The sequence below is a fragment of the Acidovorax sp. A79 genome, assembly GCF_041154505.1.
Lineage (GTDB): Bacteria > Pseudomonadota > Gammaproteobacteria > Burkholderiales > Burkholderiaceae_C > Acidovorax.
In genome coordinates this window covers 5,592,850-5,617,248 of record NZ_AP028672.1, presented here as the reverse complement: position 1 = coordinate 5,617,248, position 24,399 = coordinate 5,592,850, and the positions used below count along the sequence as shown (strand labels likewise).

Annotated in this window: 26 protein-coding genes; 10 read left to right on the top strand and 16 right to left on the bottom strand. The window is 66.4% G+C overall.

The annotated features are described in order from the left end of the window. Positions 1-101 precede the first annotated feature (101 nt). From aztA to ACAM51_RS25980, 3 genes are read left to right on the top strand one after another with little or no spacing between them, the layout of a single operon-like run. Complete coding sequence (gene aztA / locus ACAM51_RS25990; RefSeq protein WP_369642326.1) at positions 102-848, top strand: zinc ABC transporter ATP-binding protein AztA; 747 nt, start codon at positions 102-104, stop codon at positions 846-848. After that, positions 845-1,717 (top strand): metal ABC transporter permease, encoded by an 873-nt coding sequence (locus ACAM51_RS25985; protein ID WP_369642325.1) that lies wholly within the window; start codon positions 845-847, stop codon positions 1,715-1,717. Before aztA ends, ACAM51_RS25985 begins: the two co-directional genes overlap by 4 nt. 1 nt (position 1,718) lies before the next feature. Beyond that, positions 1,719-2,633, top strand: a complete 915-nt coding sequence (locus ACAM51_RS25980) for a metal ABC transporter substrate-binding protein (protein ID WP_369642324.1) — start codon at positions 1,719-1,721, stop codon at positions 2,631-2,633. Positions 2,634-2,807: 174 nt separating this feature from the next. On the opposite strand, the gene ACAM51_RS25975 is transcribed toward ACAM51_RS25980, so the two are convergent. Then, positions 2,808-3,710, bottom strand: coding sequence for a LysR family transcriptional regulator (locus ACAM51_RS25975; protein ID WP_369642323.1), 903 nt, complete (start codon positions 3,708-3,710; stop codon positions 2,808-2,810). 130 nt (positions 3,711-3,840) lie between these two features. On the opposite strand from ACAM51_RS25975, the gene ACAM51_RS25970 reads away from it, so the two are divergent. Both ACAM51_RS25970 and ACAM51_RS25965 read left to right on the top strand, forming a co-directional pair. After that, positions 3,841-4,707 carry a pirin family protein gene (locus tag ACAM51_RS25970; protein WP_369642322.1) on the top strand — a complete coding sequence of 289 codons (867 nt, stop codon included), beginning with the start codon at positions 3,841-3,843 and terminating at the stop codon, positions 4,705-4,707. 140 nt (positions 4,708-4,847) lie between these two features. Continuing rightward, complete coding sequence (locus ACAM51_RS25965) at positions 4,848-5,537, top strand: hydrolase (protein WP_218338816.1); 690 nt, start codon at positions 4,848-4,850, stop codon at positions 5,535-5,537. Between the two features lie 116 nt (positions 5,538-5,653). On the opposite strand, the gene ACAM51_RS25960 is transcribed toward ACAM51_RS25965, so the two are convergent. From ACAM51_RS25960 to guaB, 7 genes are all read right to left on the bottom strand, one after another. Further along, on the bottom strand, positions 5,654-6,418 hold the full coding sequence (locus ACAM51_RS25960; RefSeq protein WP_369643894.1) for an SDR family oxidoreductase: 765 nt from the start codon (positions 6,416-6,418) through the stop codon (positions 5,654-5,656). 384 nt (positions 6,419-6,802) lie between these two features. Further along, a complete protein-coding gene (locus ACAM51_RS25955) occupies positions 6,803-7,174 on the bottom strand; it encodes a hypothetical protein (protein ID WP_369642321.1) in 372 nt (123 codons plus the stop codon). A gap of 136 nt (positions 7,175-7,310) precedes the next feature. Next, positions 7,311-7,712 (bottom strand): helix-turn-helix domain-containing protein, encoded by a 402-nt coding sequence (locus tag ACAM51_RS25950; protein ID WP_369642320.1) that lies wholly within the window; start codon positions 7,710-7,712, stop codon positions 7,311-7,313. Positions 7,713-7,911: 199 nt separating this feature from the next. Then, complete coding sequence (gene guaA, locus ACAM51_RS25945) at positions 7,912-9,531, bottom strand: glutamine-hydrolyzing GMP synthase (RefSeq protein ID WP_369642319.1); 1,620 nt, start codon at positions 9,529-9,531, stop codon at positions 7,912-7,914. Between the two features lie 43 nt (positions 9,532-9,574). Then, a complete protein-coding gene (locus tag ACAM51_RS25940; protein ID WP_369642318.1) occupies positions 9,575-10,009 on the bottom strand; it encodes a type II toxin-antitoxin system VapC family toxin in 435 nt (144 codons plus the stop codon). Then, positions 10,006-10,266, bottom strand: a complete 261-nt coding sequence (locus ACAM51_RS25935; protein ID WP_218294366.1) for a type II toxin-antitoxin system Phd/YefM family antitoxin — start codon at positions 10,264-10,266, stop codon at positions 10,006-10,008. Before ACAM51_RS25935 ends, ACAM51_RS25940 begins: the two co-directional genes overlap by 4 nt. A 108-nt stretch (positions 10,267-10,374) precedes the next feature. Then, positions 10,375-11,850 carry an IMP dehydrogenase gene (gene guaB, locus ACAM51_RS25930; protein WP_218294365.1) on the bottom strand — a complete coding sequence of 492 codons (1,476 nt, stop codon included), beginning with the start codon at positions 11,848-11,850 and terminating at the stop codon, positions 10,375-10,377. 110 nt (positions 11,851-11,960) lie between these two features. On the opposite strand from guaB, the gene ACAM51_RS25925 reads away from it, so the two are divergent. After that, positions 11,961-12,494, top strand: a complete 534-nt coding sequence (locus ACAM51_RS25925) for a DUF4124 domain-containing protein (RefSeq protein WP_369642317.1) — start codon at positions 11,961-11,963, stop codon at positions 12,492-12,494. 63 nt (positions 12,495-12,557) lie between these two features. Here ACAM51_RS25925 and ACAM51_RS25920 read toward each other — a convergent pair whose 3' ends face one another. Together ACAM51_RS25920 and ACAM51_RS25915 are read right to left on the bottom strand one after the other, a co-directional pair. Next, positions 12,558-12,929, bottom strand: coding sequence for an RnfH family protein (locus ACAM51_RS25920; protein WP_218294363.1), 372 nt, complete (start codon positions 12,927-12,929; stop codon positions 12,558-12,560). Then, complete coding sequence (locus ACAM51_RS25915) at positions 12,922-13,362, bottom strand: type II toxin-antitoxin system RatA family toxin (RefSeq protein ID WP_218294362.1); 441 nt, start codon at positions 13,360-13,362, stop codon at positions 12,922-12,924. Before ACAM51_RS25915 ends, ACAM51_RS25920 begins: the two co-directional genes overlap by 8 nt. 296 nt (positions 13,363-13,658) lie before the next feature. Between ACAM51_RS25915 and smpB the strand changes: the two genes are divergently transcribed. From smpB to ACAM51_RS25895, 4 genes are all read left to right on the top strand, one after another. Further along, positions 13,659-14,132 (top strand): SsrA-binding protein SmpB, encoded by a 474-nt coding sequence (gene smpB / locus ACAM51_RS25910; RefSeq protein WP_218294361.1) that lies wholly within the window; start codon positions 13,659-13,661, stop codon positions 14,130-14,132. Positions 14,133-14,278: 146 nt separating this feature from the next. Then, a complete protein-coding gene (locus tag ACAM51_RS25905; protein WP_369642316.1) occupies positions 14,279-14,653 on the top strand; it encodes a hypothetical protein in 375 nt (124 codons plus the stop codon). 27 nt (positions 14,654-14,680) lie between these two features. Next, entirely contained in the window at positions 14,681-15,235 is a 555-nt protein-coding gene (locus tag ACAM51_RS25900) for a sigma-70 family RNA polymerase sigma factor (protein ID WP_218294359.1), read from the top strand. Between the two features lie 20 nt (positions 15,236-15,255). Then, a complete protein-coding gene (locus ACAM51_RS25895; protein WP_369642315.1) occupies positions 15,256-16,164 on the top strand; it encodes an anti-sigma factor in 909 nt (302 codons plus the stop codon). A gap of 97 nt (positions 16,165-16,261) precedes the next feature. Here the strand turns inward: ACAM51_RS25895 and ACAM51_RS25890 are convergent, their stop codons facing one another. From ACAM51_RS25890 to infB, 6 genes are all read right to left on the bottom strand, one after another. Continuing rightward, on the bottom strand, positions 16,262-17,356 hold the full coding sequence (locus ACAM51_RS25890) for an enoyl-CoA hydratase/isomerase family protein (protein WP_369642314.1): 1,095 nt from the start codon (positions 17,354-17,356) through the stop codon (positions 16,262-16,264). Continuing rightward, a complete protein-coding gene (locus ACAM51_RS25885) occupies positions 17,353-18,228 on the bottom strand; it encodes a DMT family transporter (protein ID WP_218294356.1) in 876 nt (291 codons plus the stop codon). The genes ACAM51_RS25890 and ACAM51_RS25885 overlap by 4 nt, the downstream gene beginning before the upstream one ends. Positions 18,229-18,296: 68 nt before the next feature. Beyond that, positions 18,297-20,120 carry a translational GTPase TypA gene (gene typA / locus ACAM51_RS25880; RefSeq protein WP_218294355.1) on the bottom strand — a complete coding sequence of 608 codons (1,824 nt, stop codon included), beginning with the start codon at positions 20,118-20,120 and terminating at the stop codon, positions 18,297-18,299. Continuing rightward, on the bottom strand, positions 20,117-21,121 hold the full coding sequence (truB, locus tag ACAM51_RS25875; protein WP_218294354.1) for a tRNA pseudouridine(55) synthase TruB: 1,005 nt from the start codon (positions 21,119-21,121) through the stop codon (positions 20,117-20,119). The genes typA and truB overlap by 4 nt, the downstream gene beginning before the upstream one ends. A 2-nt stretch (positions 21,122-21,123) precedes the next feature. Continuing rightward, positions 21,124-21,495: a 30S ribosome-binding factor RbfA gene (gene rbfA, locus ACAM51_RS25870; RefSeq protein WP_008904004.1), complete on the bottom strand. Its 372-nt coding sequence runs from the start codon at positions 21,493-21,495 to the stop codon at positions 21,124-21,126. A gap of 18 nt (positions 21,496-21,513) precedes the next feature. Continuing rightward, positions 21,514-24,381 (bottom strand): translation initiation factor IF-2, encoded by a 2,868-nt coding sequence (infB, locus tag ACAM51_RS25865; protein ID WP_369642313.1) that lies wholly within the window; start codon positions 24,379-24,381, stop codon positions 21,514-21,516. Between the last annotated feature and the right edge of the window lie 18 nt (positions 24,382-24,399).

Below are 24,399 nucleotides of genomic sequence, written 5' to 3'. Positions count from 1 at the left end.
GGTGTCGCAAGCCTGCTGATGGCCGGCGCCTGGAAACGGGTCGTGGGTGCGCTGGCGCTGATCGCGCTGCTGTGGCTCGCCGTGGCCTGGGCCATCTCCTGATGACAGCCCTCCCCCAACACGCGGCGATCCGCCTGCGCAACCTGACCGTGGCCTACCGCGGCCACCCGGCCGTGCACCACGTGTCGGGTGACTTCGCACCGGGTTCGCTCACCGCCATCGTCGGGCCGAACGGCGCGGGCAAGACCACCTTGCTGGCGGCCATCATGGGCCGCGTCTCGCCGGTCGAAGGGGAGGTGCAGCGCGCCGCCGGCCGCATCGCCTGGCTGCCGCAGCAGGCCGAGATCGACCGCAGCTTTCCGATCCGCGTGTTCGATCTGGTCGCGCTAGGCCACTGGTCGCGCGTCGGAAGCCTGCGCGGGCTCGACGCGCCGCAGCGCGAGGCCGTGCACCACGCGCTCGATGCGGTTGGCCTGGCGGGCTTCGAACGCCGCGGGATCGCCGAGCTGTCTGCGGGCCAATTCCAGCGCGTGCTGTTCGCGCGCGTGCTGCTGCAGGATGCGCCAGTGATCCTGCTCGATGAGCCCTTCAACGCCATCGATGCGCGCACCACCGCCGACCTGCTCGCCGTGGTGGCCCGCTGGCACGCCGAGTCGCGCACCGTCATCGCGGTGCTGCACGATCTGGAGCAGGTACGCGGGCATTTCGACCGCACGCTGTTGATGGCGCGGCGCTGCGTGGCCTGGGGGCCGACCGCAGAGGTATTGCACGCCGAGCACCTGTTCCGCGCCCGGCAGATGGCCGAGGCCTGGGACGACCGTGCCGCACTGTGCAAGGAAGCCGCATGACGCTGGCATCCCTGCTCCTCCAGCCGTTCTCCGAGTACGGCTTCATGCGCCGCGCGCTGGTCGCGACACTGGCCCTGAGCCTCGGCAGCGCGCCGATGGGCACGCTGCTGGTGCTGCGGCGCATGAGCCTGGTGGGCGATGCCATGGGCCACGCGCTGCTGCCGGGGGCCGCGCTGGGGTTTCTGATCGCCGGCTTCTCGCTGCCGGCCATGAGCCTGGGCGGCTTCTTCGCGGCGCTCGTGGTCGCGCTCGCGGCGGGCTTCGTGACGCGGGCCACGTCGCAGCGCGAGGACGCGAGTTTCGCGGCTTTCTATTTGATCGCCCTCGCGCTCGGCGTGCTGATGGTCTCCACACATGGCAGCAGCGTCGATCTGATGCACCTGCTGTTCGGCACCATCCTGGCCGTGGACGATGCGGCGCTGCTGCTCATCGCCAGCGTCGCCAGCGTGACGCTGGCCGTCCTGGCCGTGATCTATCGGCCGCTGGTGGTGGAGTGCCTGGACCCTGGATTTCTTCGCAATGTCGGCGGCCGCGGCACGCTGGTGCACGCCGTCTTCCTGGTGCTGACCGTGGCGAACCTCGTGGCGGGCTTCCAGGCCCTGGGCACCCTGATGGCCGTCGGCCTGATGATGCTGCCCGCCACGGCGGCGCGCTTCTGGGCGGCGGAAGTCTGGAGCCTGGCGCTGGTGGCGGCCGTCATCGCGGCGCTCTCGGGTTTCATCGGTCTGCTGCTGTCGTACCACGCGCAGTGGCCGTCGGGCCCGGCCATCGTGCTGGTCGCGGGCATCGCCTATCTGCTCTCCGTCGCCGCGGGCCCCCGCGACGGCCTTCTCTGGCGCCACCGGCGCCGTCCACACCGCAAGGCCTGAAATGACCCTCTCCCGCCGATCTTCCGTCGCGGCGCTGCTGCTGGCACTGGCTGCCTCTCCCGCGTTGGCTCAGTCCGAACGGCCACTACGGGTCGTTGCCAGCTTTTCCATCCTGGCGGACATCGTTCGCGAGGTGGGCGGCGATGCCGTCGACATCGTCGCCCTGGTCGGCCCCGATGCCGATGCGCACGTGTTCCAGCCCAGCCCGGCGGACGCCCGCCACCTGGCCCGCGCCGACCTGGTCGTGGTCAACGGCCTGGGGTTCGAAGGCTGGATCGATCGCCTGGTGCAGGCATCGGGCTATCGCGGCAAGGTGGTCACTGCGAGCCAGGGCGTGAAGCTGCGCAAGGATGGGCACGGCCACGGGGGCAAGCCGGGCCACGGCAGCGACCCGCACGCCTGGCAGGACCTCGCGAACGCTGAGCGCTACGTTGCGAACGTGCGCGACGCGCTCAGCAGCGCGCGGCCTGCGCAAGCAGGCGTCTTCATCCAGCGCGCGGCGCGCTACACCGAGCAGATCCGGGCGCTCGACCGCGAGGTGCGTGCGCAGCTCGCGGCCGTGCCGCGCCCCAAGCGCCGGGTGATCACCTCGCACGATGCCTTCGGCTACTTCGGTGCGGCCTATGGCGTCGATTTCCTGTCGCCGCAGGGCGTGAGCACCGACGGCGAGGCTTCGGCCGCCGACGTGGCGAAGCTGATCGACCAGATCCGCCGGCAGGACGTGCGCGCGGTGTTCGTCGAGAACATCACCGATCCGCGCCTGGTGGAGCGCATCGCGAAGGAAGGCGGCGCGGTGCTGGGCGGCAGGCTGTACTCGGACGCGCTCTCGGTGCCCGGCACCGAGGCCGACACCTACCTCAAGCTCTTCGCGCACAACGCCAAGGCGCTGGCTTCCGGCCTGGCGGGGACGCGGTGACCGACGGATTGGCAGCCCACCCCGCGGCCTCGGGGCGCGCACCAGACTCTGTCTGCTCCGGCGTTGCCCATGGGCGTACCGCGAACGCGCGGTGCATGAGTTCTTCATCCCGTTGACGGTGACCGGCTGCGCGGCAATGCGGCGGCTTGCCCTTCCAGCACTGCCCCTGGCAGCTCAGTCCTCGTCCAGCGCCTGAAACCGGTCCGCCAGGAAATCCACCAGCGCCCGCACCGCCGGCAGCAGCCCGCGCCGCGAGGCGAACACCGCGTGGATGATCTCGCGGCGCGGCGCCCAGCCGCGGATCACGTGGACCAGCAGGCCGTGCTCGATCTGCTCGCGCACCATCATGGAGGGCAGCTGCACCACGCCCACGCCTGCGATGGCGGCGGCCCGCAGCGCCAGCATCCCGCGTGTGATCAGGCGCGGCCGGTGGCGAATGGCCGCCCGGGCATCCTCGGGGCCGACAAGGTTCCACACATGCTCGTGCTGCGGCAGGCCCAGGTCCATGCTCGGCAGGCCCGCCAGGTCGGCGGGTGTTTTTGGTATGCCATTGGACAGCAGGCGCGGACACGCCACCAGGCATTGCCCGCGCTCCGCAAGCACGCGCATCACAAGGTCGCTGTCCTCGATCGGCGGTGGACGCACGCGGATGGCCACGTCGATCCCCTCGCCCACCACGTCCACGCGCCGATTGGTTTCCTCCAGATGGATCTCCACGCGCGGATGCGCCACCATGAAAGCCGCCACCATGTCGGCGATGCGCGCATCGAGCAGCGCCACCGGGCAGGTCATGCGCACGATGCCCCGTGGTTCGGCATGCGCCAGCGCAATGGCTTCGTCGGCGGCCTCGGCCTCCACCAGCATCGCCTTGCAATGGCCATAGTAGGTCTGGCCGGTCTCGGTGACGGCAAAACGCCGGGTGGACCGCTGGATCAGGCGCGTCCCCAGGCGCTCCTCCAGCAGCGCGATGCGCCGGCTCAGCTTGGACTTGGGCATGCCCAGCGCGCGACCGGCCGGCGCGAAGCCGCCGTGGTCCACCACCTGCACGTAGTAGTAAAGATCGTTCAGGTCTTTCATCAGGGACAGGCCTTATCGTTCCTTAAATAGAACTCTGACGGCAAATATTGCCAACTACCGGGATCATCGTTCAAACCATATTCTCTATCCATCGGCCAAGACCTTTTTCTGGCGACGCAAGGAGATGCAAATGAAGAAAGTTCTCGGTGTCTACAGCGCTCCCCGTCCACATTGGGTGGGCGATGGTTTCCCTGTCCGCTCGCTGTTTGGCTATGACGGCCTGGGCCAGCACCTGAGCCCGTTCCTGCTGCTCGATCACGCGGCGCCGACGCCCTTCGGGCCGGCCGTGCGCCCTCGCGGCGTCGGCCAGCATCCGCACCGAGGCTTCGAGACCGTGACCATCGTCTACCAGGGTGAACTGGAGCACAAGGACTCCACCGGTGCGGGCGGCCTGATCGGCCCTGGTGACGTGCAGTGGATGACCGCCGGCGGCGGCATCCTGCACGAGGAATTCCACTCGCGCGCCTTCACCGAACGCGGGGGCACCATCGAGATGGTGCAGCTCTGGGTCAACCTGCCCGCGAAGGACAAGATGGCCGCGCCGGGCTACCAGACCCTGGTGGATGCGCAGATTCCAACCGTGGACCTGCCCGAGGGCGCGGGCCGGGTGCGGGTGATTGCCGGCGAGTTCGACGGGCATCGCGGCCCGGCGCGCACCTTCACGGCGATGAACGTGTGGGACATCCGCATCGGCCAGGGCAGCGTGGGCCGCTTCGACGCGAAGGACGGCCATACGCTGGCACTGGTCGTGCTGCACGGCACGGTGCTGGTCAACGGCAGTGCGGTCGCACGCGAAGGCCAGTTGGTGCACCTCGAGCGCGCCGGCAGCGGCGTGGAGATCGAGGCCCACAGCGATGCGACCGTGCTGTGGCTGTCGGGCGAGCCGATCGACGAGCCCGTGGTGGGCCATGGCCCGTTCGTGATGAACAGCGAGGCCGAGATCCGCCAGGCCATGGCCGACTTCAACAGCGGCCGCTTCGGCCTGATGACGGCCTGAGCACACGAGGCTTTCCAGAAGGAAGGCCTCCCCTCTTTTCCCTTCGGCGCGGTGTTGGCTTTCCGGACTTGCTGGCCGGAGGGGCACGGCTGCGTCCCATCCGCCCATCCCGGGCAATTTGCAAACTCCAGGAGATGACCATGAACACCCCCAACACCATCGCCAACTTCAGCGGCGCACGGCCGATCATCGACCCTGACAACGCGGCGATGCTCCTGATCGACCACCAGAGCGGCCTGTTCCAGACCATCAAGGACATGCCATTCACCGAGGTACGCAGCAACGCGACGACGCTGGCCAAGGTGGCGACGCTGGCCAAGATGCCGGTCATCACCACGGCCTCGGTGCCACAGGGTCCGAACGGCCCGCTGATCCCCGAAATCCACAAATACGCCCCGCACGCGCAGTATGTGGCGCGCAAGGGCGAGATCAACGCCTGGGACAACCCCGAGTTCGTCGCCGCCGTGAAGGCCACGGGGCGCAGGCAGCTCATCATCGCCGGCACCATCACCAGCGTGTGCATGGCCTTTCCGAGCATCGCGGCGGTGCATGAGGGCTACCAGGTGTTCGCCGTCATCGATGCCTCGGGCACCTACTCGAAGATGGCCCAGGAGATCACGCTGGCGCGCATCGTGCAGGCCGGGGTGGTGCCGATGGACACGGCCGCCGTGTGTTCTGAGGTGCAAAAGACCTGGAACCGCGAGGATGCGCTGCAATGGGCCGAGGCCTACAGCGCCGTGTTCCCGCCCTACCAGCTGCTAATTGAAAGCCATGCCATGGCGCAGGAAGTGGCAAAGAGCCACGAGCCACTGGATTCGCAGCGTTCCTGAATCAGGGGCGGAACACGCCGTGGGGGTGAACGCTCCACTTCAGCAGCAGGTGTAGCAACGGTTGCCCCCGCCAGAGCCATGCATTGCACGTCCGCAGGCATCGCCCTGAATGGATCTCACCCTCGCCCGACAAACGGCATCCTGGTGGCCATGACCGTGTGAAACAGCACGTTCGCCTCCAGAGGCAGGCTGGCCATGTACAGCACCGACTGCGCCACGATGTCGGCATCCATCAAGGGTTCGATGGCGATTTCCCCATTGGCCTGCGGCACCCCCTTGGCCATGCGCGACGCCAAGTCCGTCATGGCATTGCCAATGTCGATCTGGCCTACCGCGACGTTGTATGCGCGCCCGTCAAGTGCCGCAGTTTTCGTCAGACCCATCACGGCATGTTTTGTCGCGGTGTAGGCGGCCGAGTTGGGCCGGGGCGCGTGTGCAGAAATCGAGCCATTGTTGATGATGCGCCCGCCCTGCGGGGTCTGATCGCGCATGGTCCGAAAGGCCTGCTGCAGGCAATAAAACATGCCGTTCAGGTTCACATCCACCACGTCGCGCCACTGCTGCGGTGTCCAGTCCAAGAAGGAGCCGGGTGGATTGCCACGTCCCGCATTGTTGAACAGCAAGTCCACGCGCCCGAAGCGGGCGACGGCCTGTGCAAAGAGGCTTTCCACGGCGGCGGGGTCGCACACATCGGTGGGCACACACAGCATGCGGGCTCCCGCGCCAAAGCTTGCCTGGGCCTGCGCAGCCACTTCTTCCAGGAGTGCGGCGCGGCGCCCTGCCAGCACGACGCAATAGCCGTTGCCCGCCAGGGCGAGTGCAACAGCCTTGCCAATACCGGAACCGGCGCCCGTGACCACGGCAACTTTTTCAGCGTTCATTCTTGGTGCCCATTCAATTTCGGGAAGACTGGCGGGCAAGCGCGCCATGCAGAAAGTCTAGCGGCACCGCGCCGAGGATGTCGGGTCGAAACGGGATCTCCTTGCGCAGGCTTGGCTGGCGACTCTTCTCACGCAGTTGCGGCACCACCCTCGGGATTTTTTGCCGTGCGTGCTCCCGCAGGGTTGCCGTCAACGCCTTCTTCGCCACATCAACGTGGGCGACAGGTGGCACCTTCCACAATGTTCAACAGATCGTCGTCGAGGGTCCGCTCTGGTTGCACAACGTTTGGGTGGGATGCCGAGGGACGCCGCAGGTCTCATCACGCGCCAAGGGGTTCGGCACTGCTGCTGCTCGTCAAAGAGCTGGGAGACGGAAGCGCCCCCTCACGGGGCTGGCGCAGGGGCCGTGGAGCCGTCGGGAAGGCCTTCGCGCCAGACCTTCACGCTGGGGAACTCGCGGGTGCAGCCAGTGCACACCAACCTCTCCGCGTAGCGCATTGCTCCGGCAGCATCCCGCGCGACGACGCGCCGGTAGCTGGTTGCGCCGCAAAAGCTGCAGCGGTTGGTGGAGGTTTGCTTTTGGGGCTGCATGGAGAGGAATTTGTACATCGACTTCAGGGACGCACCGGCCAGCCCGTTGGCCGGGTGCCGGTACAGCTTCTGCGAAAAAAAGGGGGCATGCAGTGTGCCGATGATAGATGCGGACGGCCCGGCCGGTGCGCCGCGCAGGCAGTTGGCGGGAGGGTCATTGGGCATTCCCCGGCGGCACCGCGCGAAAAACCTCCCGATCGGCAGCCAGAGAGAACGACGCAAGCCCAGGCTTTCAACCTCTGCCCGGGCGCCTGCGGATGATGGGCTTTGACCGTTCGCATCCAGACGGCGCAGAGCGCCTTCAATCCAGTGCGAGCGCTGCCAGCGCCTTGCGCGGCCCCATCTCGCGCACCTCGTCAATCCAAGCCAATTGCGCCGCACGCGGGGTGACGCCGCGCGTCTCCCATTTGTAGACCGACAGCGAAGAAACGCCCAGCAAGATGGCCAGTTGCGCCTGCGTGATGCCCAGCGCCGTGCGCATCTGGCGGAGCACATCGGGCTGGAATTCGCCGTGCCGCTTCGCGGATACGCGCTCTGCAGACGCAGCCTCCCGCTCCGCCGCTTTGGGGACATACCGCCGGGTGGCCTTGAGCTGAGACGCCAGCGCTTTGACCTCGCGCTTGAGCACCGCGATCCCGGACCGGTGGCTGGTGACTGCCTTGCGCATGCCCTGCAGTTCGGGTTTGAGCTCCTTGCGGGCCATGCGGATCACTGCGGCGTGAAAGGCACTGGAAAAAGTACTCATGGCGGGGATCGTGCGTGAAAGCCCCTCCCGGTGATGGAAAGAGGCTACGCACTCCGGTGGACCCCAGTCTGCGCATGCGGCAGGCATCCTGGATGCGGACGGACCGCACACCAGAATGCCTCCCAGAAGAACTGGCGATGGTCCGAAGGACGCCAGTTCACTCCCACTCGATCGTCGCCGGCGGCTTGCTCGACACGTCGTAGGTCACGCGGTTGATGCCGCGCACCTCGTTAATGATGCGCCCCGACACCTTCTTGAGCAGGGCGTACGGCAGTTCGGCCCAGTCGGCGGTCATGAAGTCGCTGGTCTGCACGGCGCGCAGGGCGACCACGTAGTCGTAGGTGCGGCCATCGCCCATCACGCCCACGCTCTTCACTGGCAGGAAGACGGTGAAGGCCTGGCTGGTGAGGTCGTACCAGGTCTTGCCGGTGGCTTCGTCGGTGAAGTTGCGCAGCTCTTCTATGAAGATGGCGTCGGCGCGGCGCAGCAGGTCGGCGTACTCTTTTTTCACCTCGCCCAAAATGCGCACGCCCAGGCCGGGGCCGGGGAAGGGGTGGCGGTAGACCATTTCGGGCGGCAGGCCCAGGGCCACGCCGAGTTCGCGCACTTCGTCCTTGAACAAATCGCGCAGGGGCTCCAAAAGCTTCAGGCCCAGCTGCTCGGGCAGGCCGCCCACATTGTGGTGGCTCTTGATGGTGACGGCCTTCTTGCTCTTGGCGCCGCCGGATTCAATCACGTCGGGGTAGATGGTGCCCTGGGCCAGGAAGGTGGCGCCTTTGTGGCCTCCATCGCCAGCCTTCAGTTTCGCGGCTTCGGCCTTGAACACGTCGACGAACAGGCCGCCGATGATCTTGCGCTTGGCTTCGGGTTCGCTCACGCCGGCCAGCTTGCCCAGGAACAGGTCGCTGGCATCCACGCGGATCACCTTGGCGTGCAGCTTGCCGACGAACATGTCCATGACCATGTCGCCTTCGTTCAGGCGCAGCAGGCCGTGGTCGACGAACACGCAGGTGAGCTGGTCGCCGATGGCGCGGTGGATGAGAGCCGCGGCCACGGACGAATCCACACCGCCGGAGAGGCCCAGGATGACTTCTTCATCACCCACCTGCTGGCGGATCTGCTCCACGGCCTCGGCGATGTGGTCGCGCATGACCCAGTCGGGGTTGGTGCCGCAGATGCCGAGCACGAAGCGCTCCAGCAGCGCCCTGCCCTGCACGGTGTGCGTGACTTCGGGGTGGAACTGCACGGCGTAGAAGCGGCGGTCTTCGTCGGCCATGCCGGCGATGGGGCAGCTGTCGGTGCTGGCCATGAGCTTGAAGCCCGGGGGCAGCTCGGTGACCTTGTCGCCGTGGCTCATCCAGACGTTGAGCATGCCGTGGCCTTCGGGGGTGGTGAAGTCGGCGATGTCCTTGAGCAGCGCGGTGTGGCCGCGGGCGCGCACGGCGGCAAAGCCGAACTCGCGCTTGTGGCCGGTTTCGACCTTGCCACCGAGTTGCTGCGCCATCGTTTGCATGCCGTAGCAGATGCCCAGCACGGGCAGACCCAATTCGAACACGGCCTGGGGAGCGCGGTCGGTGGTGTCCTCGGTCACGCTGGCGTGGCTGCCGGAGAGGATGATGCCCTTGAGCGAGCCGTCCTTCGCGTAGTCACGCACCCACTCGTCCGTCACATCGCAGGGGTGCACTTCGCAGTACACGTTGGCTTCGCGCACGCGGCGCGCGATGAGCTGGGTGACTTGCGAGCCGAAATCGAGGATGAGGATTTTCTGGTGTTGCATGGCGGTGGGTGGTCGAGGGGATGACAAGAAACGGGGCGCCTGGTCAAAGGCTGGAGAGGTCGAGAAGTGGTACACCGCTGCGCTGGGCGGCGGCTGCCTGCGCCGCATCGAAGGTGGCCAGGGGCAGGCGCAGGGAGCGGGCCAGCCACAGGTAGGCGGCGTCGAACGTGGGCAGGCCGGTATCGAGCGCAACGTCGAGCACGGCCTTGTGCTGGGCGGGGGCCAGTTCGTGCAGCTCCACACGGTGGCGAATGGCTTCGAGCACGCCCCACAGGCCTTCGATCGATGCGGGCGGGATGCGGCCGCTGTGAACGCCGCTGGAGATGAGGTTGCTGCACTCCCACTGCCAGAGGTTGGGGGCCTGGGGCTCGACCTCGTCGCGGCGGATCAGGGTGTAGAGGCGGCGCGTGTGCTCGCTGGCCGCATCGGGCAGCAGCCAGGCGGCGGTGACGGAGGCGTCGAGGACGAAGGCAGTCATGCTGCAGCCCTGCCCTTGCGGCGCAAGGTGTCGGGAGTGGCCACTTCGCCTGCGGGCCGGATGCTGGCGTGCAAAGCATCCATCTGGCCCAGCTCGCGAGCGATCTGCTCGTCGGTGATGACGGGGCGGCGGCGCACGGGCAGCAGGCGCACAACCTCTTTGCCGTGGCGGGTGATGCGCACTTCCTCGCCCTGCTCGACCAGCTCGATCAGGGCGGAGAACCTGCTCTTGGCTTCGTAGATGCCGACGGACTGCATGGATGCGCGGACCCCAAAAAGAAAAGTCTGGCCTGAATGGTGAATTCAGACCAGACTATATCATTCTGACCAGATATTTTCAATCAGGCCAGATTGGATCGGCGGTGCTCAGTCAGCCCTGTAGTTGGGGGCCTCCTTCGTAATTTGAACGTCGTGCACGTGACTTTCGCGGATACCGGCGGTGGTGATCTCGACGAACTCGGCCTTGTTGTTCATGTCGTCGATGGTGGCGCAACCGCAGTAGCCCATGGCGGCGCGCACGCCACCGGCCATCTGGAACACGATGGAGACCATGGAGCCCTTGTAGGGCACGCGGCCTTCGATGCCCTCGGGCACGAGCTTGTCGGCGTTGGGATTGCCGGTGGTGGATTCCTGGAAGTAGCGGTCGGCGCTGCCCTGCTGCATGGCACCGATGCTGCCCATGCCGCGGTAGCTCTTGTAGCTGCGGCCCTGGAACAGGATGACTTCGCCGGGCGCTTCTTCGGTGCCCGCGAACATGCCGCCCATCATGATGGTGCTGGCGCCTGCAGCCAGCGCCTTGGCGATGTCACCGCTGTAGCGCACGCCGCCGTCCGCGATCAGCGGCACGCCCGTGCCCTTGAGGGCGGTGGCCACGCTGTCGATGGCCATGATCTGGGGCACGCCCACACCGGCCACGATGCGCGTGGTGCAGATGGAGCCCGGGCCGATACCGACCTTGACCGCGTCGGCGCCCGCCTCGACCAGCGCCAGTGCGGCCGCGCCGGTGGCGATGTTGCCGCCGATCACGTCGACCTGCGGGTAGTTCTGCTTGACCCAGCGCACGCGCTCGATCACGCCCTTGCTGTGGCCATGGGCGGTGTCGACCACGATGGCGTCCACACCGGCCTTGACCAGGGCTTCGACGCGCTCTTCGGTGCCTTCACCCACGCCGACAGCGGCGCCCACGCGCAGGCGGCCCGAGGGGTCGCGGGCGGCGTTGGGGAAGCTGGTTTGCTTGGTGATGTCCTTGACGGTGATCAGGCCCTTGAGCTCGAACGCGTCGTTCACGACCAGGATGCGCTCGAGCTTGTGCTTGTTGAGCAGCGCCTTGGCTTCGGCAGGCGAGGTGCCTTCCTTTTCGTTGACGGTGATGAGCTTCTCGCGCGGGGTCATGATCTGGTGGACCTTGACGTCGTAGCGCGTTTCAAAGCGCAGGTCACGGCCCGTGACGATGCCCACCACCTTGCCGCCGTCGCACACCGGAAAGCCCGAGATGCCGAGCTGTTCGGACAGCTGCAGCACCTGCAGCACGGTGTGCTCGGGGGTGATGACGACCGGGTCGCGCAGCACGCCGGATTCATAGCGCTTGACCTTGGCCACCTGGGCGGCCTGCTCCTGCGCCGTGAGGTTCTTGTGCACGATGCCGATGCCGCCCTCCTGGGCAATGGCAATGGCCAGGCGCGCCTCGGTCACGGTGTCCATGGCAGCGGACACGAGCGGCAAGTTCAGTTGGATATTGCGGGAGAGTTTCGTCGCGAGGGACGTGTCCTTGGGCAGGACCTGGGAGTACGCTGGCACCAGCAACACATCGTCGAAGGTGAGCGCTTTTCCAAGAAGGCGCATGAGAAAGCTCCAAAAAACGGATTGTACCCGCGTCCGCGGGGCACCGCAGGGCTCGCGCTCCTTTGCGCACGCACTGGCGGCTGCGTTGCTGCACGGCTAAACTTGCCTGCATGAAATTGCACAAGCTTGTTTTGCTGGCCGTTGCCTGCACCTGGGCCCTGGGTGCCGCTGCCCAATGGCAGTGGATCGACAAGGACGGCCGCAAGGTCTTCAGCGACCGCCCGCCGCCACAGGACATCCCGGAAAAGAGCATCCTCAAGCAGCCAAGCTACGCGGCTGCACGCGTGCCTGCGGCAGCCGCCAGTGCGCCGGAAGCGGCCGATGCCCCCGCCTCGGCTGCTGCGCCTGCGGCCGCATCCCCCCGCGCTCCCGCCAGCGCCGCCGGCAAGGACAAGGAGCTGGAAAAGCGCAAGGCTGAGGCAGAGGCCGCCGAAGCCGCCAAGAAGAAAGCCGAAGACGACAGGATCGCCAAGGCCAAGGCAGAAAACTGCACCCGTGCGCGCGCGGCCAAGGCCACTTTCGAGACCGGCGCGCCGATCAGGCAGAGCAATGCACAGGGCGAGCGCGTCTTCCTGGACGAGGCCCAGCGCAATGCAGAGGTCAAGCGCATCGACACGATCATCGCCTCCGACTGCAAACGCTGAGCGGTCATCCGTGGCAAAAAAACGGCGCCTGAGGCGCCGTTTTTGTTTCAATTGGTATCCCGATCAGTAGCCTGACTTGCCGCCCGGCCGCTGCCGCGCGAAGAGGCCCGTGGAACGCGCGCCCTGCCGGGCAAACCGCTCGCGGCGTGCCACCTTGGGGTCCACCTTGAGCTCCCGGTACAACTCCACGCGGTCCCCGTCCTTGAGCAGCGTCGTCTCGGGCATGGCACGGCCCCAGATGCCGCACGCCATGCCCTCGCGCCGCGCAGCCATCTGCCCGGCGGCTTGCAGGGCATCGGCGAGCGTGCTTCCAGGGTGCAATTGCACAGTGCATTCGCTGACCTGCCGGGGCGCCAGCGAGACCAGCACGGTGATCCGCATCAGAGCGGGTGCGCGCGGGGTTGCGATGTCCGCACCAGCCGGCTCCTCAGCCATACACCTGTTCCGCGCGCTTCACGAAGGCATCGACCATGCTGCCCGCGATGCGGTCGAACACAGGGCCTACCAGCGCCGCCAGGGCCGCGTTGTCAAAACCGTAATTCAGGCTCAACTCCACGCGGCAGGCCCGCTGGCTGCCATCGCCCACGGGGTGAAAAAGCCAGTCGCCGTCGAGCTGCGAGAAAGGCCCCTTGACCAGCCGCATCCGCACGCGCCGGCCTGCCTCATGGGTGTTGTGCGTCACGAAGGTCTGGCGGATGCCGCCAAATGAAATGCCTACCTCGGCGGTCATGCCCTCTGCGGTCTGCTCGAGCACGGCGGCATGGTCGCACCATGGCAGGAACTGGGGGTAGTGCTCCACCCCGGTGACCAGGGCAAACATTTCTTCGGGGCTATACCAGATGAGGACGGACTTGTGGACGGTTTTCATGCAGACGGCGCCTGCACCGGTGCGCGCAAGCCAGAGGAAATTAGAATCGCGGGTGCGAGACGACGACAATTGTAGGGAGGCCTTTTATCTCCCGGTTTGCGCCGCATCTTTTAAAGCGTGTCCTGAGCCTCAAGTACCTGCGTCCGGGTCCAACCTTTCGGGAAAGCCGGGGAAAGGCCCGGCCACGTTGTCGCAGTCCGCTTGCAGTATCGATACTTCGGCGCGTCCTGCGCCCATCTGCCGGGCCTTTCTCCGGTTTTCGCGGGCACGTAAAAGTGCAAACACGCTCTCACCCCATGGCCAAAAAACCAGATCCTACGTCCCGCATTGCCGACAACAAAAAAGCGGCCTTCAACTATTTCTTCGAGGAGCGCCACGAGGCGGGCATGGTGTTGCACGGCTGGGAGGTCAAGGCGCTGCGCGAGGGCAAGGTGCAATTGACCGACGGCTATGTGCTGATACGTGATGGAGAGCTGTACCTGCTCGGTTGCCTGATCAATCCGCTCAAGACGGCCTCGACCCACGTCAACCCCGAATCCGCGCGCACCAAGAAACTGCTGCTCAAGAAGGACGACATCAAGCGCCTGATCGGCAAGGTCGAGCAAAAGGGCTACACGCTGGTGCCATTGAACCTGCACTGGAAGAACGGCTTCGTGAAATGCGAGATCGCCCTGGCCAAGGGCAAGGCCGAGCACGACAAGCGCGATACCATCAAGGACCGCGAAGGCAAGCGCGAGGTCGAGCGCGCCATGAAGAGCAGAAACCGCTAGCCTGCGCGCCATCGGGCCGGGAAGCGCCACATCGATGCCAGCCCGGCCGGTTTTTTTGCGGCGGCGTGGAATAAACCACGGTGCCCATGTGTTTGTCCCGGTGCAAGGCCGCATTCGCGCCGCCTGCACCCACTCTGGAGAAACCCATGAAGAAATTTGTCTCGATGGCGGCAGCATTCATCGCCGTTGCCGGTATGGCGGGCTGCGCCTCCATGGCCGACTCGCCCGTGAAAACCGTGGACGGCGTGCTCGTCGGCGCGGGCGGCATGACGCTCTACACCTTTGACCGCGACGCGGCAGGCAGCGGCAAATCAGTCTGCAACGGGCCCTGCGCCACCAACTGGCCCCCGCTCATGGCCAGCCCGGCGCCGGGCGGCGACTACAGCATCGTGACCCGTGATGACGGCAAGACCCAGCTGGCCTACAAGGGCAAGCCGCTGTACTACTGGGTCAAGGACACCAAACCCGGCGACAGGACCGGCGACGGCGTGAACCAGGTCTGGCGCACTGCCCGCCCCTGAGGGCGAGCGCGCCCATCCCACCGCGCCATGAACCGCACTCAGGTTGTCGAGCAGTTGCCAGGCCTGCGCCGCTATGCCCGGGTGCTGACAGGTGATGCCTGGGCGGCCGACGACCTCGTGCAGGACACGCTGGAGCGCGCCTGCAGCAAATGGCTGCTGTGGCGCACCGGCAGCGACCTGCGCGCATGGCTTTTCACGCTCATGCACAACCTCTATCTCAACCAGCGCCGCGCGATGCCAGCGCTGGCGCCGCTGGACATCGAGGACGTCCGCGACCAGTTGCCCGGCGCGCCGGTGCCCTCGGACGACGCGCTGGACCTGGAACGCTGCCTGCAGCGCCTGCCCGCGGACCAGCGGGCCGTGCTGCTGCTGGTGGCCATGGAGGACATGAGCTACGAGGACACGGCCCGCATCCTGGCCGTCCCCGTGGGCACGGTGATGTCACGGCTGTCGCGCGCCCGCGCCCGGCTGCGGGTACTGATGGAGCGCACATCGGTGCCTGCGCCATCCCCCTCACCAGCCACGGCGGCAGCCGCCCCACAGACCCAGTCCCAGCCCCCGGCGCTGCGCCGCCTGAAATGACGACGACCCGCGACACTGCCATGGAACCGCGCTCCCACGCCCCGCCCCTCCCCGAAGACGATCCCGCCTGGCACGCCCTGGCGGACGGCCGCCTCCCGGCCGCGCAGGCCGCAGCCTTGCGCCAGCAACTGGAAGGCAACGAGGCCGCGCGCGATGCCATCGCCCATTGGCAACAGGGGCGCGATCAGCTGCAGGCACTGCACCAGGATCTGCTCCATGCCGCCGTGCCCGATGCGTTGCTGGCCGCTGCGTTGCGCGCCGCGGGACACCAGGAACGGCAGGCACAGTGGTGGCGCTGGGGCGGCCTGGCCGCGTCGGTGCTGCTGGCCTTCGCGCTGGGGTGGGCGGGGCGTGGCCAGTGGGCAGGCGGCCCGGCCGCGGGCCACCAGCCTCTGGCGGGCGATGCGGCAGCGCTGCTGGCCACGGCGCCGGCGCAGCGCTTTGCCCAGCAGGCCGCCGTGGCCCATGCGGTCTACCAGCCGGAGGTCCGCCATCCGGTGGAAGTCACCGCGTCGCAGCAGGAGCATCTGGTGCAGTGGCTCTCCAAGCGGCTGGGCAAGCCGCTGAAGGTGCCCGTGCTCGCCCCGCAAGGCTATGAGCTGGTGGGAGGCCGCCTGCTGCCGGGCGACACCGGGGCGCGTGCGCAGTTCATGTACCAGAATGCTGCGGGCCAGCGCATCACGCTGTACCTGGGCGCACTCGCCCCCACGGCCACCACGGCGCTTTCTCGCCACGGTGCGCCACCGCCGCACGACAACCCGCCCGCCACCACGGCCACGGCGGCAGCGGCCTTCCAGTTCACGCAGGAAGGCCCCGTGCCCGGTTTCTACTGGACCGAGGGAAGCTTTGGCTACGCGCTCAGCGGACAGCTATCGCGCGCGGAATTGCTCGCGCTGGCCACGGCGGTATACCGGCAGCTGCAGCTCTAGTGTCCCGAGTTAGAAATTCGGTTCATAAAGTAACTTCCAACTCGGGACACTAGCGTTCGCACCGGCCTGGGTTCAGTTCAGGTCAGTTCAATCCAGGTCAGCCCAGGGCCGCCAGCGGGTGCGCGTGCGCGGGCCAGGGGCTGGCGAAGAACGGTGCCACCATCGCGGGCGCCACGTCCTCGATGCGGCCAGGGTTCCACTTCGGCGCATGGTCCTTGTCCACGGCCAGGGCGCGGATGCCCTCCACCGTCTCGCTCTGGCCAGGGCGCAGGAAGAAGCAGTGGCGCACCATGTCGCGCTCCATGCGCAGGTCGTCGGCCAGGCCCATGCCGCGCGCACGCCGGATCTGCTCGAGCACCACGTGCAGCATCAGCGGCGAGCGCTTGCGCAGCGTGGCCGCCGTGGCACGCGCCCAGTCGGTGTCGGCCGCCTCGAGCGCAGCGACGATCTCGCCCACGCTGGGCAACGAGAAATATTGGTCAATCTGGGTTCTAGCGCTTGACTGGTGTGCGCTGACAGCTATGAATTTGGAAGCAACGTAGTCACGGACTGCAGGGCCATCCGCAAAACCCCCGGCCCCCAGCGCCTCCCACACGGCGGATTGCTGGTCCGAGGGCAGGCAGCCATCCGCCAACTGGTTTTCGATGGCATCACCCGCGCCGATGGTGTCGCCCGTGAGGGCCAGCCACTCGCCCACGCGGCCGGGGCAGCGCGAGAGGAAGTAGCCGCCGCCCACGTCAGGGAACAGGCCGATGGCCGTCTCGGGCATCGCCATCTTGGTGCGCTCGGTCACCACCCGCAGCGCTGCCCCCTGGCTGATGCCCATGCCGCCGCCCATCACGATGCCGTCCATGAACGCGATGTAGGGCTTGCCGTAGTTGTGGATCAGGTGGTTGAGCGCGTATTCCTCGGTGAAGAAGTCTTCCAGCAGGGGGTTACCCTGGCTGCCCGCCTGGTGCAGGAAGCGGATGTCGCCGCCCGCGCAGAAGGCACCGAACGGGCCCTCCTTGTTGCTGCCGCGAATCGCCACCGCCAGCACCCGCGCATCGTTCTGCCAGGCCAGCAGGATGCCCATCAGGTCACGCACCATGCCCAGCGACAACGCGTTGAGCGCACGCGGGCGGTTCAGGGTAATGAAGCCAACCTGGCCACGCACTTCGCTCAACACTTCAGACACTACCGTCTCCGTCATTTTTGTTCCTTCCAACCCAACAGTTCATTGAAAACCAGCGCACCGATCACCAGTGCGCCCCCCGTCAGCACTGCCGTGCCGGGCTTTTCGCCCGCGCCCAGCCATGCCAGCAAGATGCCAAAGATCACTTCGAGCAAACCGAGCAGCGCCATCTCGGGCGCCTTGAGCACACGCCCACAGCGCACGGCCAGCACACAAGGAATGGCCAATTGCACCACGCCCAGCAGCGCCAGCAGGGCCAGGTCATGGGCCGACGCCTGAAAAGGCAGCGCCAGCGGCAGCGTGGCCACCACCGAGATCACCGCGCCGACAAGCACCGCGGGCACCAGGTCCACCGCGTGGCCGTGGCGCTGCGAGTGTTGCACCACCGTCCAGTTAATGGCTGCCGCCACGGGCACGCACAGCGCCACCAGCGTACCCGCCAAGGGCAGGCCCGCCATCTGCGAACCATACATCCACGCAATGCCCAGCCCCGCCACGGCAATCGCAGCCCATGTGCGCGGGGCGATGTGGTGGCCGATGAACACCCGTGCGAACAGCGCGGTGAGCAGCGGCCCCACGGCCATCGTGACCAGCACATTGGCCACCGGCATGAGCACCAGGGCCACCATGAACGCCGTGAACATCACGCTCCAGCACACGCCAGAGATCCACAGCGCATGGCCACCATGGCGCATGGAGGCAAACACCGCCCTGCCCTGCAGCGCCGGCAGGATGACCAGCAGGGACAGCAGCGTGAAAAAGCTGCGCCAGAAGGTCACCTCAAAGCTCGCCGCATGTTCCAGGTGGCGCGTGACCACGCCAGCGATGGACCACATCAGGGTCACCGCCACCATCAGCACCACCGCGCGGGAATGTGTGAGTTTCAACATGGGGTTCGGGTTGCAGACGGAAAAAAGGCCACTGCGCAGCAGTGGCCCTTCCGGGGAAGCTCAGCCTATCAGGACCGGGAAGCGCGCTTGCGCTCGTTCTCGGTCAGGTGGCGCTTGCGCAGGCGCACGGACTTGGGCGTGATCTCGACCAGTTCGTCGTCCTCGATGAATTCCACGCCGTATTCCAGCGTGAGGTCGATCGGGGGCGTGATCTTGATCGCGTCTTCCTTGCCGCTCACGCGGAAGTTGGTCAGCTGCTTGGTGCGCGTGGCGTTCACCACCAGGTCGTTGTCGCGGCTGTGGATGCCGACGATCATGCCTTCGTACACGGGGTCGTTCGCCTTCACGAACATGCGGCCACGGTCGTCCAGCTTGCCCAGGGCGTAGGTGAAGATCTCGCCGTCGTCCATCGAGATCAGCACGCCGTTCTTGCGGCCGCCGATGTCGCCCTTGTGCGGCTCATAGCTGTCGAAGATGTTGCTGATGAGGCCGGAGCCGCGCGTCAGGTTCAGGAATTCGTTCGTGAAGCCGATCAGGCCACGCGCCGGAATGCGGTACTCCAGGCGCACGCGGCCACGGCCGTCCGGCTCCATGTTCACCAGCTCGCCCTTGCGCTCACCCAGGGCCTGCATCACGCCGCCCTGGTGTCCTTCTTCGATGTCAGCCGTCACCAGCTCAATGGGCTCGCACTTCTCGCCGTTGATTTCCTTGAACACCACGCGCGGCTTGGACACGGCGAGCTCGTAGCCTTCACGGCGCATGTTTTCCAAGAGGATGGTCAGGTGCAGTTCGCCCCGGCCCATCACTTCGAAGATGCCTTCCTCGTCGGTCTCGCTCACGCGCAGGGCCACGTTGTGCTGTAGTTCCTTTTGCAGGCGGTCCCAGATCTGGCGGCTGGTCACGAACTTGCCTTCGCGGCCGGCCAGCGGGCTGGTGTTCACGCAGAAATTCATGGTCAGCGTGGGCTCGTCCACCTTCAGCATGGGCAGCGGTGCGGGATTGGCGGGGTCGGTCACGGTCACGCCGATGCCGATGTCTTCAATGCCGTTGATCAGCACGATGTCGCCGGGGCCGGCCATGGGCGTCTGCATGCGGTCCAGGCCCTGGAAGGTCAGCACCTGGTTCACACGGCCCTTGACGGCCTTGCCGTCGGGGCCTTCCATGACGACCACGTCCATCATGGGCTTCAAGGTGCCTTGGCTGATGCGGCCCACGCCGATGCGGCCCACGAAGCTGGAGAAGTCCAGCGCCGAGATCTGCAGTTGCAGCGGGGCAGCCGGGTCGCCCGTGTTCGGGGGCACGTGGCTGAGGATGGTGTCGAACAGGGCCGACATGTCGGGGCCCCACTGCTCACCGGGCGCGCCTTCTTCGAGCGACGACCAGCCGTTGATGCCCGAGGCGTACACCACGGGGAAGTCGAGCTGCTCGTCGGTGGCGCCAAGCTTGTCAAACAGGTCGAACGCTGCGTTAACGACCTTGTCGGGGTTGGCACCCGGCTTGTCCACCTTGTTCACGACCAGAATGGGGCGCAGGCCCAGGGCCAGGGCCTTCTTGGTCACGAAACGCGTCTGGGGCATGGGGCCCTCTTGCGCGTCGATCAGCAGCACCACGCTGTCCACCATGGACAGGGCGCGTTCCACTTCGCCGCCGAAGTCCGCGTGGCCGGGGGTGTCCACGATGTTGATGTGCGTGCCCTTCCAGCTCACGGCGCAGTTCTTGGCCAGGATGGTGATGCCGCGCTCTTTTTCGATGGCGTTGTTGTCCATCACGGTATCGACGACCTTTTCGTGGTCGGCGAAGGTGCCGGACTGGCGCAGCAGCTGGTCGACCATGGTGGTTTTGCCATGGTCAACGTGGGCAATGATGGCGATATTGCGGATTTGTTTAGTCATAGTTTTTCCAATATGCCGCTGTGCGCCATGGACGCGGAATGCGGCGTGCTTTCCAAAATTTGTTGAATTTCCAGCGGACTCAGGAGCCTGTCCGGCACCAGCTCCCCGCCCACGATGTGGCCCACCCCCAGCAGCGCCAGGGGATTCTCGCCAAACACCGCCACGGCACTGGCATCGGGCCAGTTGCCACGGCGACGCACGCCCGACAGGAATCGGGCTGCATTCTCACCGTCCAGCGTGACATGCACGTGTTGCGCCAGCAGCGACTCGGGAGCTTCCAGGCTGGCCAGCCGTTCGGCCTCGGGCATGGCTTCCAGCTGTGCCAGCGTGACGCAGCGCTCCACGCCGATCCCGCCGGTATCGATGCGGCGCAGAAAGGTCAGGTGCGCCCCGCAGCCCAGGGCGGCGCCAATGTCTTCCCCCAGGGTACGGATGTAGGTGCCTTTGCTGCAGGTCACTACTATTTTGATAGCGCTTTGCGCTTGATCGGTCTGGACCAGCGTCAATTTCAGTGCGTGAATGACCACATCGCGCGCCTCGCGCTCCACGGTGATGCCCGCACGGGCGTATTCATACAGCGCCTTGCCATCCTTCTTGAGCGCGCTGTGCATGGGCGGCACCTGGCGGATGGGGCCGGTGAACTGCTGCTGCACCGCCGCCAGACGCTCAGGGGTGAGCTGGGCGGGGTCGACATCGCAGCGCTGCACCACATCGCCCTCGGCATCGCCGGTCGTCGTCGTCGCTCCCAGCAGCGCCAGGGCCTCATAGGTCTTGGGCGCGTCGAGCTGCAGCTGGCTGAACTTGGTGGCCGCGCCAAAACACAGGGGCAGCACGCCGGTGGCCAACGGGTCGAGCGTGCCGGTATGGCCCGCCTTTTCGGCGCGCAGGAGCCATTTCGCCTTTTGCAAGGCGTCGTTGCTCGAAAGGCCGAGCGGTTTGTCGAGCAGCAACACCCCATGCACAGGGCGCCGCTGCACCCTGGTGCGTGGCGCTGGCTGCATGGCTAATCCTCTTTGGCGCGGGAAGAGACAGCCTTGGCAATCAAGGCATTCATGTCGGCCGCCCGCTCGGAGGTGCGGTCGAACACGAAGTGCAGCGTGGGCACCGTGTGGATGTGCAGGCGCTTGAACAAGCCGTTGCGCAGGAAACCCGCAGCCTGGTTGAGCGCCGCCTGTGTCTCCACAGGGTCGCCCGTCAGCAGGCTGAAGAACACCTTGGCATGGGCGTAGTCCGGAGTCACCTCCACGCCCTGCAGCGTCACCATGCCCACGCGCGGGTCTTTCAACTCGCGCGCGATCAGCTCCGTCAGATCGCGCTGGATCTGGTCGGCGACCTTGAAGGCTCGGTTGGGGGTGGAAGATTTCTTCGCAGCCATGTCGTCGTCACCGATGCCTTACAGCGTCCGCGCGATTTCCTTGATGTCAAAGAATTCGAGTTGATCGCCTTCCTTGATGTCGTTGTAGTTCTTGAGCTTGATACCGCACTCGAAGCCTTCCTTGACATCCTTGACATCGTCCTTGAGGCGCTTGATCGAATCGACTTCGCCCGTGTAGACCACCACGTTGTCGCGCAGCAGGCGGAAGCGTGCGTTGCGATGGACCATGCCCGAGGTGATGTACGAACCGGCAATCGTGCCGATCTTGGTGGCCACGAACACCGTGCGGATCTCGGCCGTGCCGATGATCTCCTCGCGCTGCTCGGGGGCCAGCATGCCGGACATGGCCACGCGCAGCTCGTCCACAGCGTCGTAAATGATGCTGTAGTAGTGCAGATCGACGCCATTGCCCTCGGCCAGCTTGCGCGCACCGGCATCGGCCCGCACGTTGAAGCCGATCACGATGGCCTTGGAGGCGATCGCCAGGTTGATGTCCGACTCGCTGATGGCGCCCACGGCGGCGTACACCAGTTGCACCTTGACTTCGTCGGTCGACAGCTTGAGCAGCGACTGCGCCAGCGCTTCCTGCGAACCCTGCACATCGGCCTTGACGATGATGGGCAGCATCTTCACTTCGCCTGCCGTCATGTCGGCGAACATGTTCTCCAGCTTCGCAGCCTGCTGCTTGGCCAGCTTGGTGTTGCGGAACTTGCCGGCACGGTAGGTGGCGATTTCGCGGGCACGGCGTTCGTCCGTGAGCACCATGAATTCGTCGCCGGCCTGCGGCACTTCCGTCAGGCCCTGGATTTCCACCGGGATCGACGGACCCGCCGTCTTGGCCACCTTGCCGTTTTCGTCCAGCATGGCGCGCACGCGGCCATAGGTCTGGCCTGCCAGCACGATGTCGCCCACCTTGAGGGTACCGGACTGCACCAGCACGGTCGCCACGGGGCCGCGGCCCTTGTCGAGCTGCGCTTCGATCACGAGGCCCTTGGCCAGCGAGTCGACCGGTGCCTTGAGTTCCAGCACTTCGGCCTGCAGCAGCACCTGCTCGAGCAGCGTGTCGATGCCCATGCCGGTCTTGGAGGACACGGGCACGAACGGCGAATCGCCACCGTATTCTTCCGGCACCACCTCTTCGACCACCAGCTCCTGCTTGACGCGGTCTGGGTTGGCATCGGGCTTGTCGGCCTTGGTGATGGCCACCACGATAGGAACACCCGCCGCCTTGGCGTGCTTGATGGCTTCCTTGGTCTGGGGCATGACGCCGTCATCGGCCGCCACCACCAGGATCACGATGTCCGTGGCCTGGGCACCGCGGGCACGCATGGCCGTGAAGGCCTCGTGACCCGGGGTGTCGAGGAACGACACCATGCCGCGCGGTGTTTCCACGTGGTAGGCACCAATGTGCTGCGTGATGCCGCCGGCTTCGCCCGCAGCGACCTTGGCGCGGCGGATGTAGTCCAGCAGCGAGGTCTTGCCGTGGTCGACGTGGCCCATGACGGTCACGACCGGGGCGCGCGGCAACAACTCTGCGTTCTGCTGCGTCGAATCGTCGTCGGTGAAGGCTTCCGGATCGTCCAGCGCCGCCACCACCGCCTTGTGGCCCAGCTCTTCCACCACGATCATGGCGGTGTCCTGGTCCAGCGGCTGGTTGATGGTGACCATCTGGCCCATCTTCATCAGCGCCTTGATCACTTCGGACGCCTTGATCGACATCTTGTGGGCCAGCTCTGCCACCGTGATGGTCTCGGGCACATGCACTTCAATGATGCGCGCCTCGACCGGTGCGGACTGCTGGTGGTCGTCGCGATGGTCGCGGTTGTCACCACGGCGGCCACGCGGGCCACCACGCCAGTTGTTGCGGCCGACACCGCCGCTGCTGTCGCCACGGGTCTTGATTTCCTTCTTCTTGGCGGTGTCATTGGCCCAGCTGGAGGACAGCTTGGCCGACTTCACTTCCTTGCCGGCGCCGGGCGCGCCTGCGCCGGCGGCGGCCGGAGCCCCCGCACGCGCCACACCCGTGCCCACGGCCGGCTTGTGCAGCGTGCCCTTCTTGGCATCGCCCACCGCGGCGGGCTTGGCCACGGGCTTGGGTTCCTCGGGCTTCTTGGCCACCATGACCGCCTTCTTGGGCGTGGCCATCATGGAGCGAATGGCCGCGGCCTCGGCTTCGGCCTTGCGGCGGCGGGCATCCAGATCGGCCGCACGCGCGGCTTCCTCGTCGGAGCGGGCCTTGGACTCGGCAGCAGCCTTTTCGCGCGCTTCGGCCTGGGCGGCGCTGCGCGCAGCGGTTTCAGCGGCCTGCTCGCGGGTCGCTTCCTGCTTGACGGCAGAGGCCTGGGCCTTCTTTTCGGCTTCCTGCGCAGCGTAGGCGGCAGCACGCTCCTCGGCTTCGCGTTCGCGCTTTTCACGGGCTTCGCGTTCAGCGCGCTTCTCGGCCAGCTCCGCCTCCTGGCGGCGGATCAGCTCGGCCTGGCGGCGCGCTTCTTCCTCGCGGCGGGACAGCTCGAGATCCTCGCTGGAAACAGCAGCCTCCTGCGCCGCCACGGGCGCATGGGCTTCTGCAGACGCCTCGGCACCTTCATCGCGCTGGATGAACGTGCGCTTCTTGCGCACTTCCACCTGGATCGTGCGGGCCTTGCCCGTGGCATCGGCCTGCTTGATCTCGCTGGTGGACTTCTTCACCAGCGTGATCTTCTTGCGGTCGGCCGAAGCCGTGCCATGGCTGGCCTGCAGATAGGCAAGCAGCTTTTGCTTGTCCGACTCGGTCAACGCGTCGGAGGGGGCAGCCTTGCCCACGCCGGCAGCCTTGAGCTGGTCGAGCAGGGTTTCAGGCGATTTTTTGAGTTCGGTTGCAAACTCGGCGACAGTATTACTGGACATATGTGGTTCGTGCCTCCC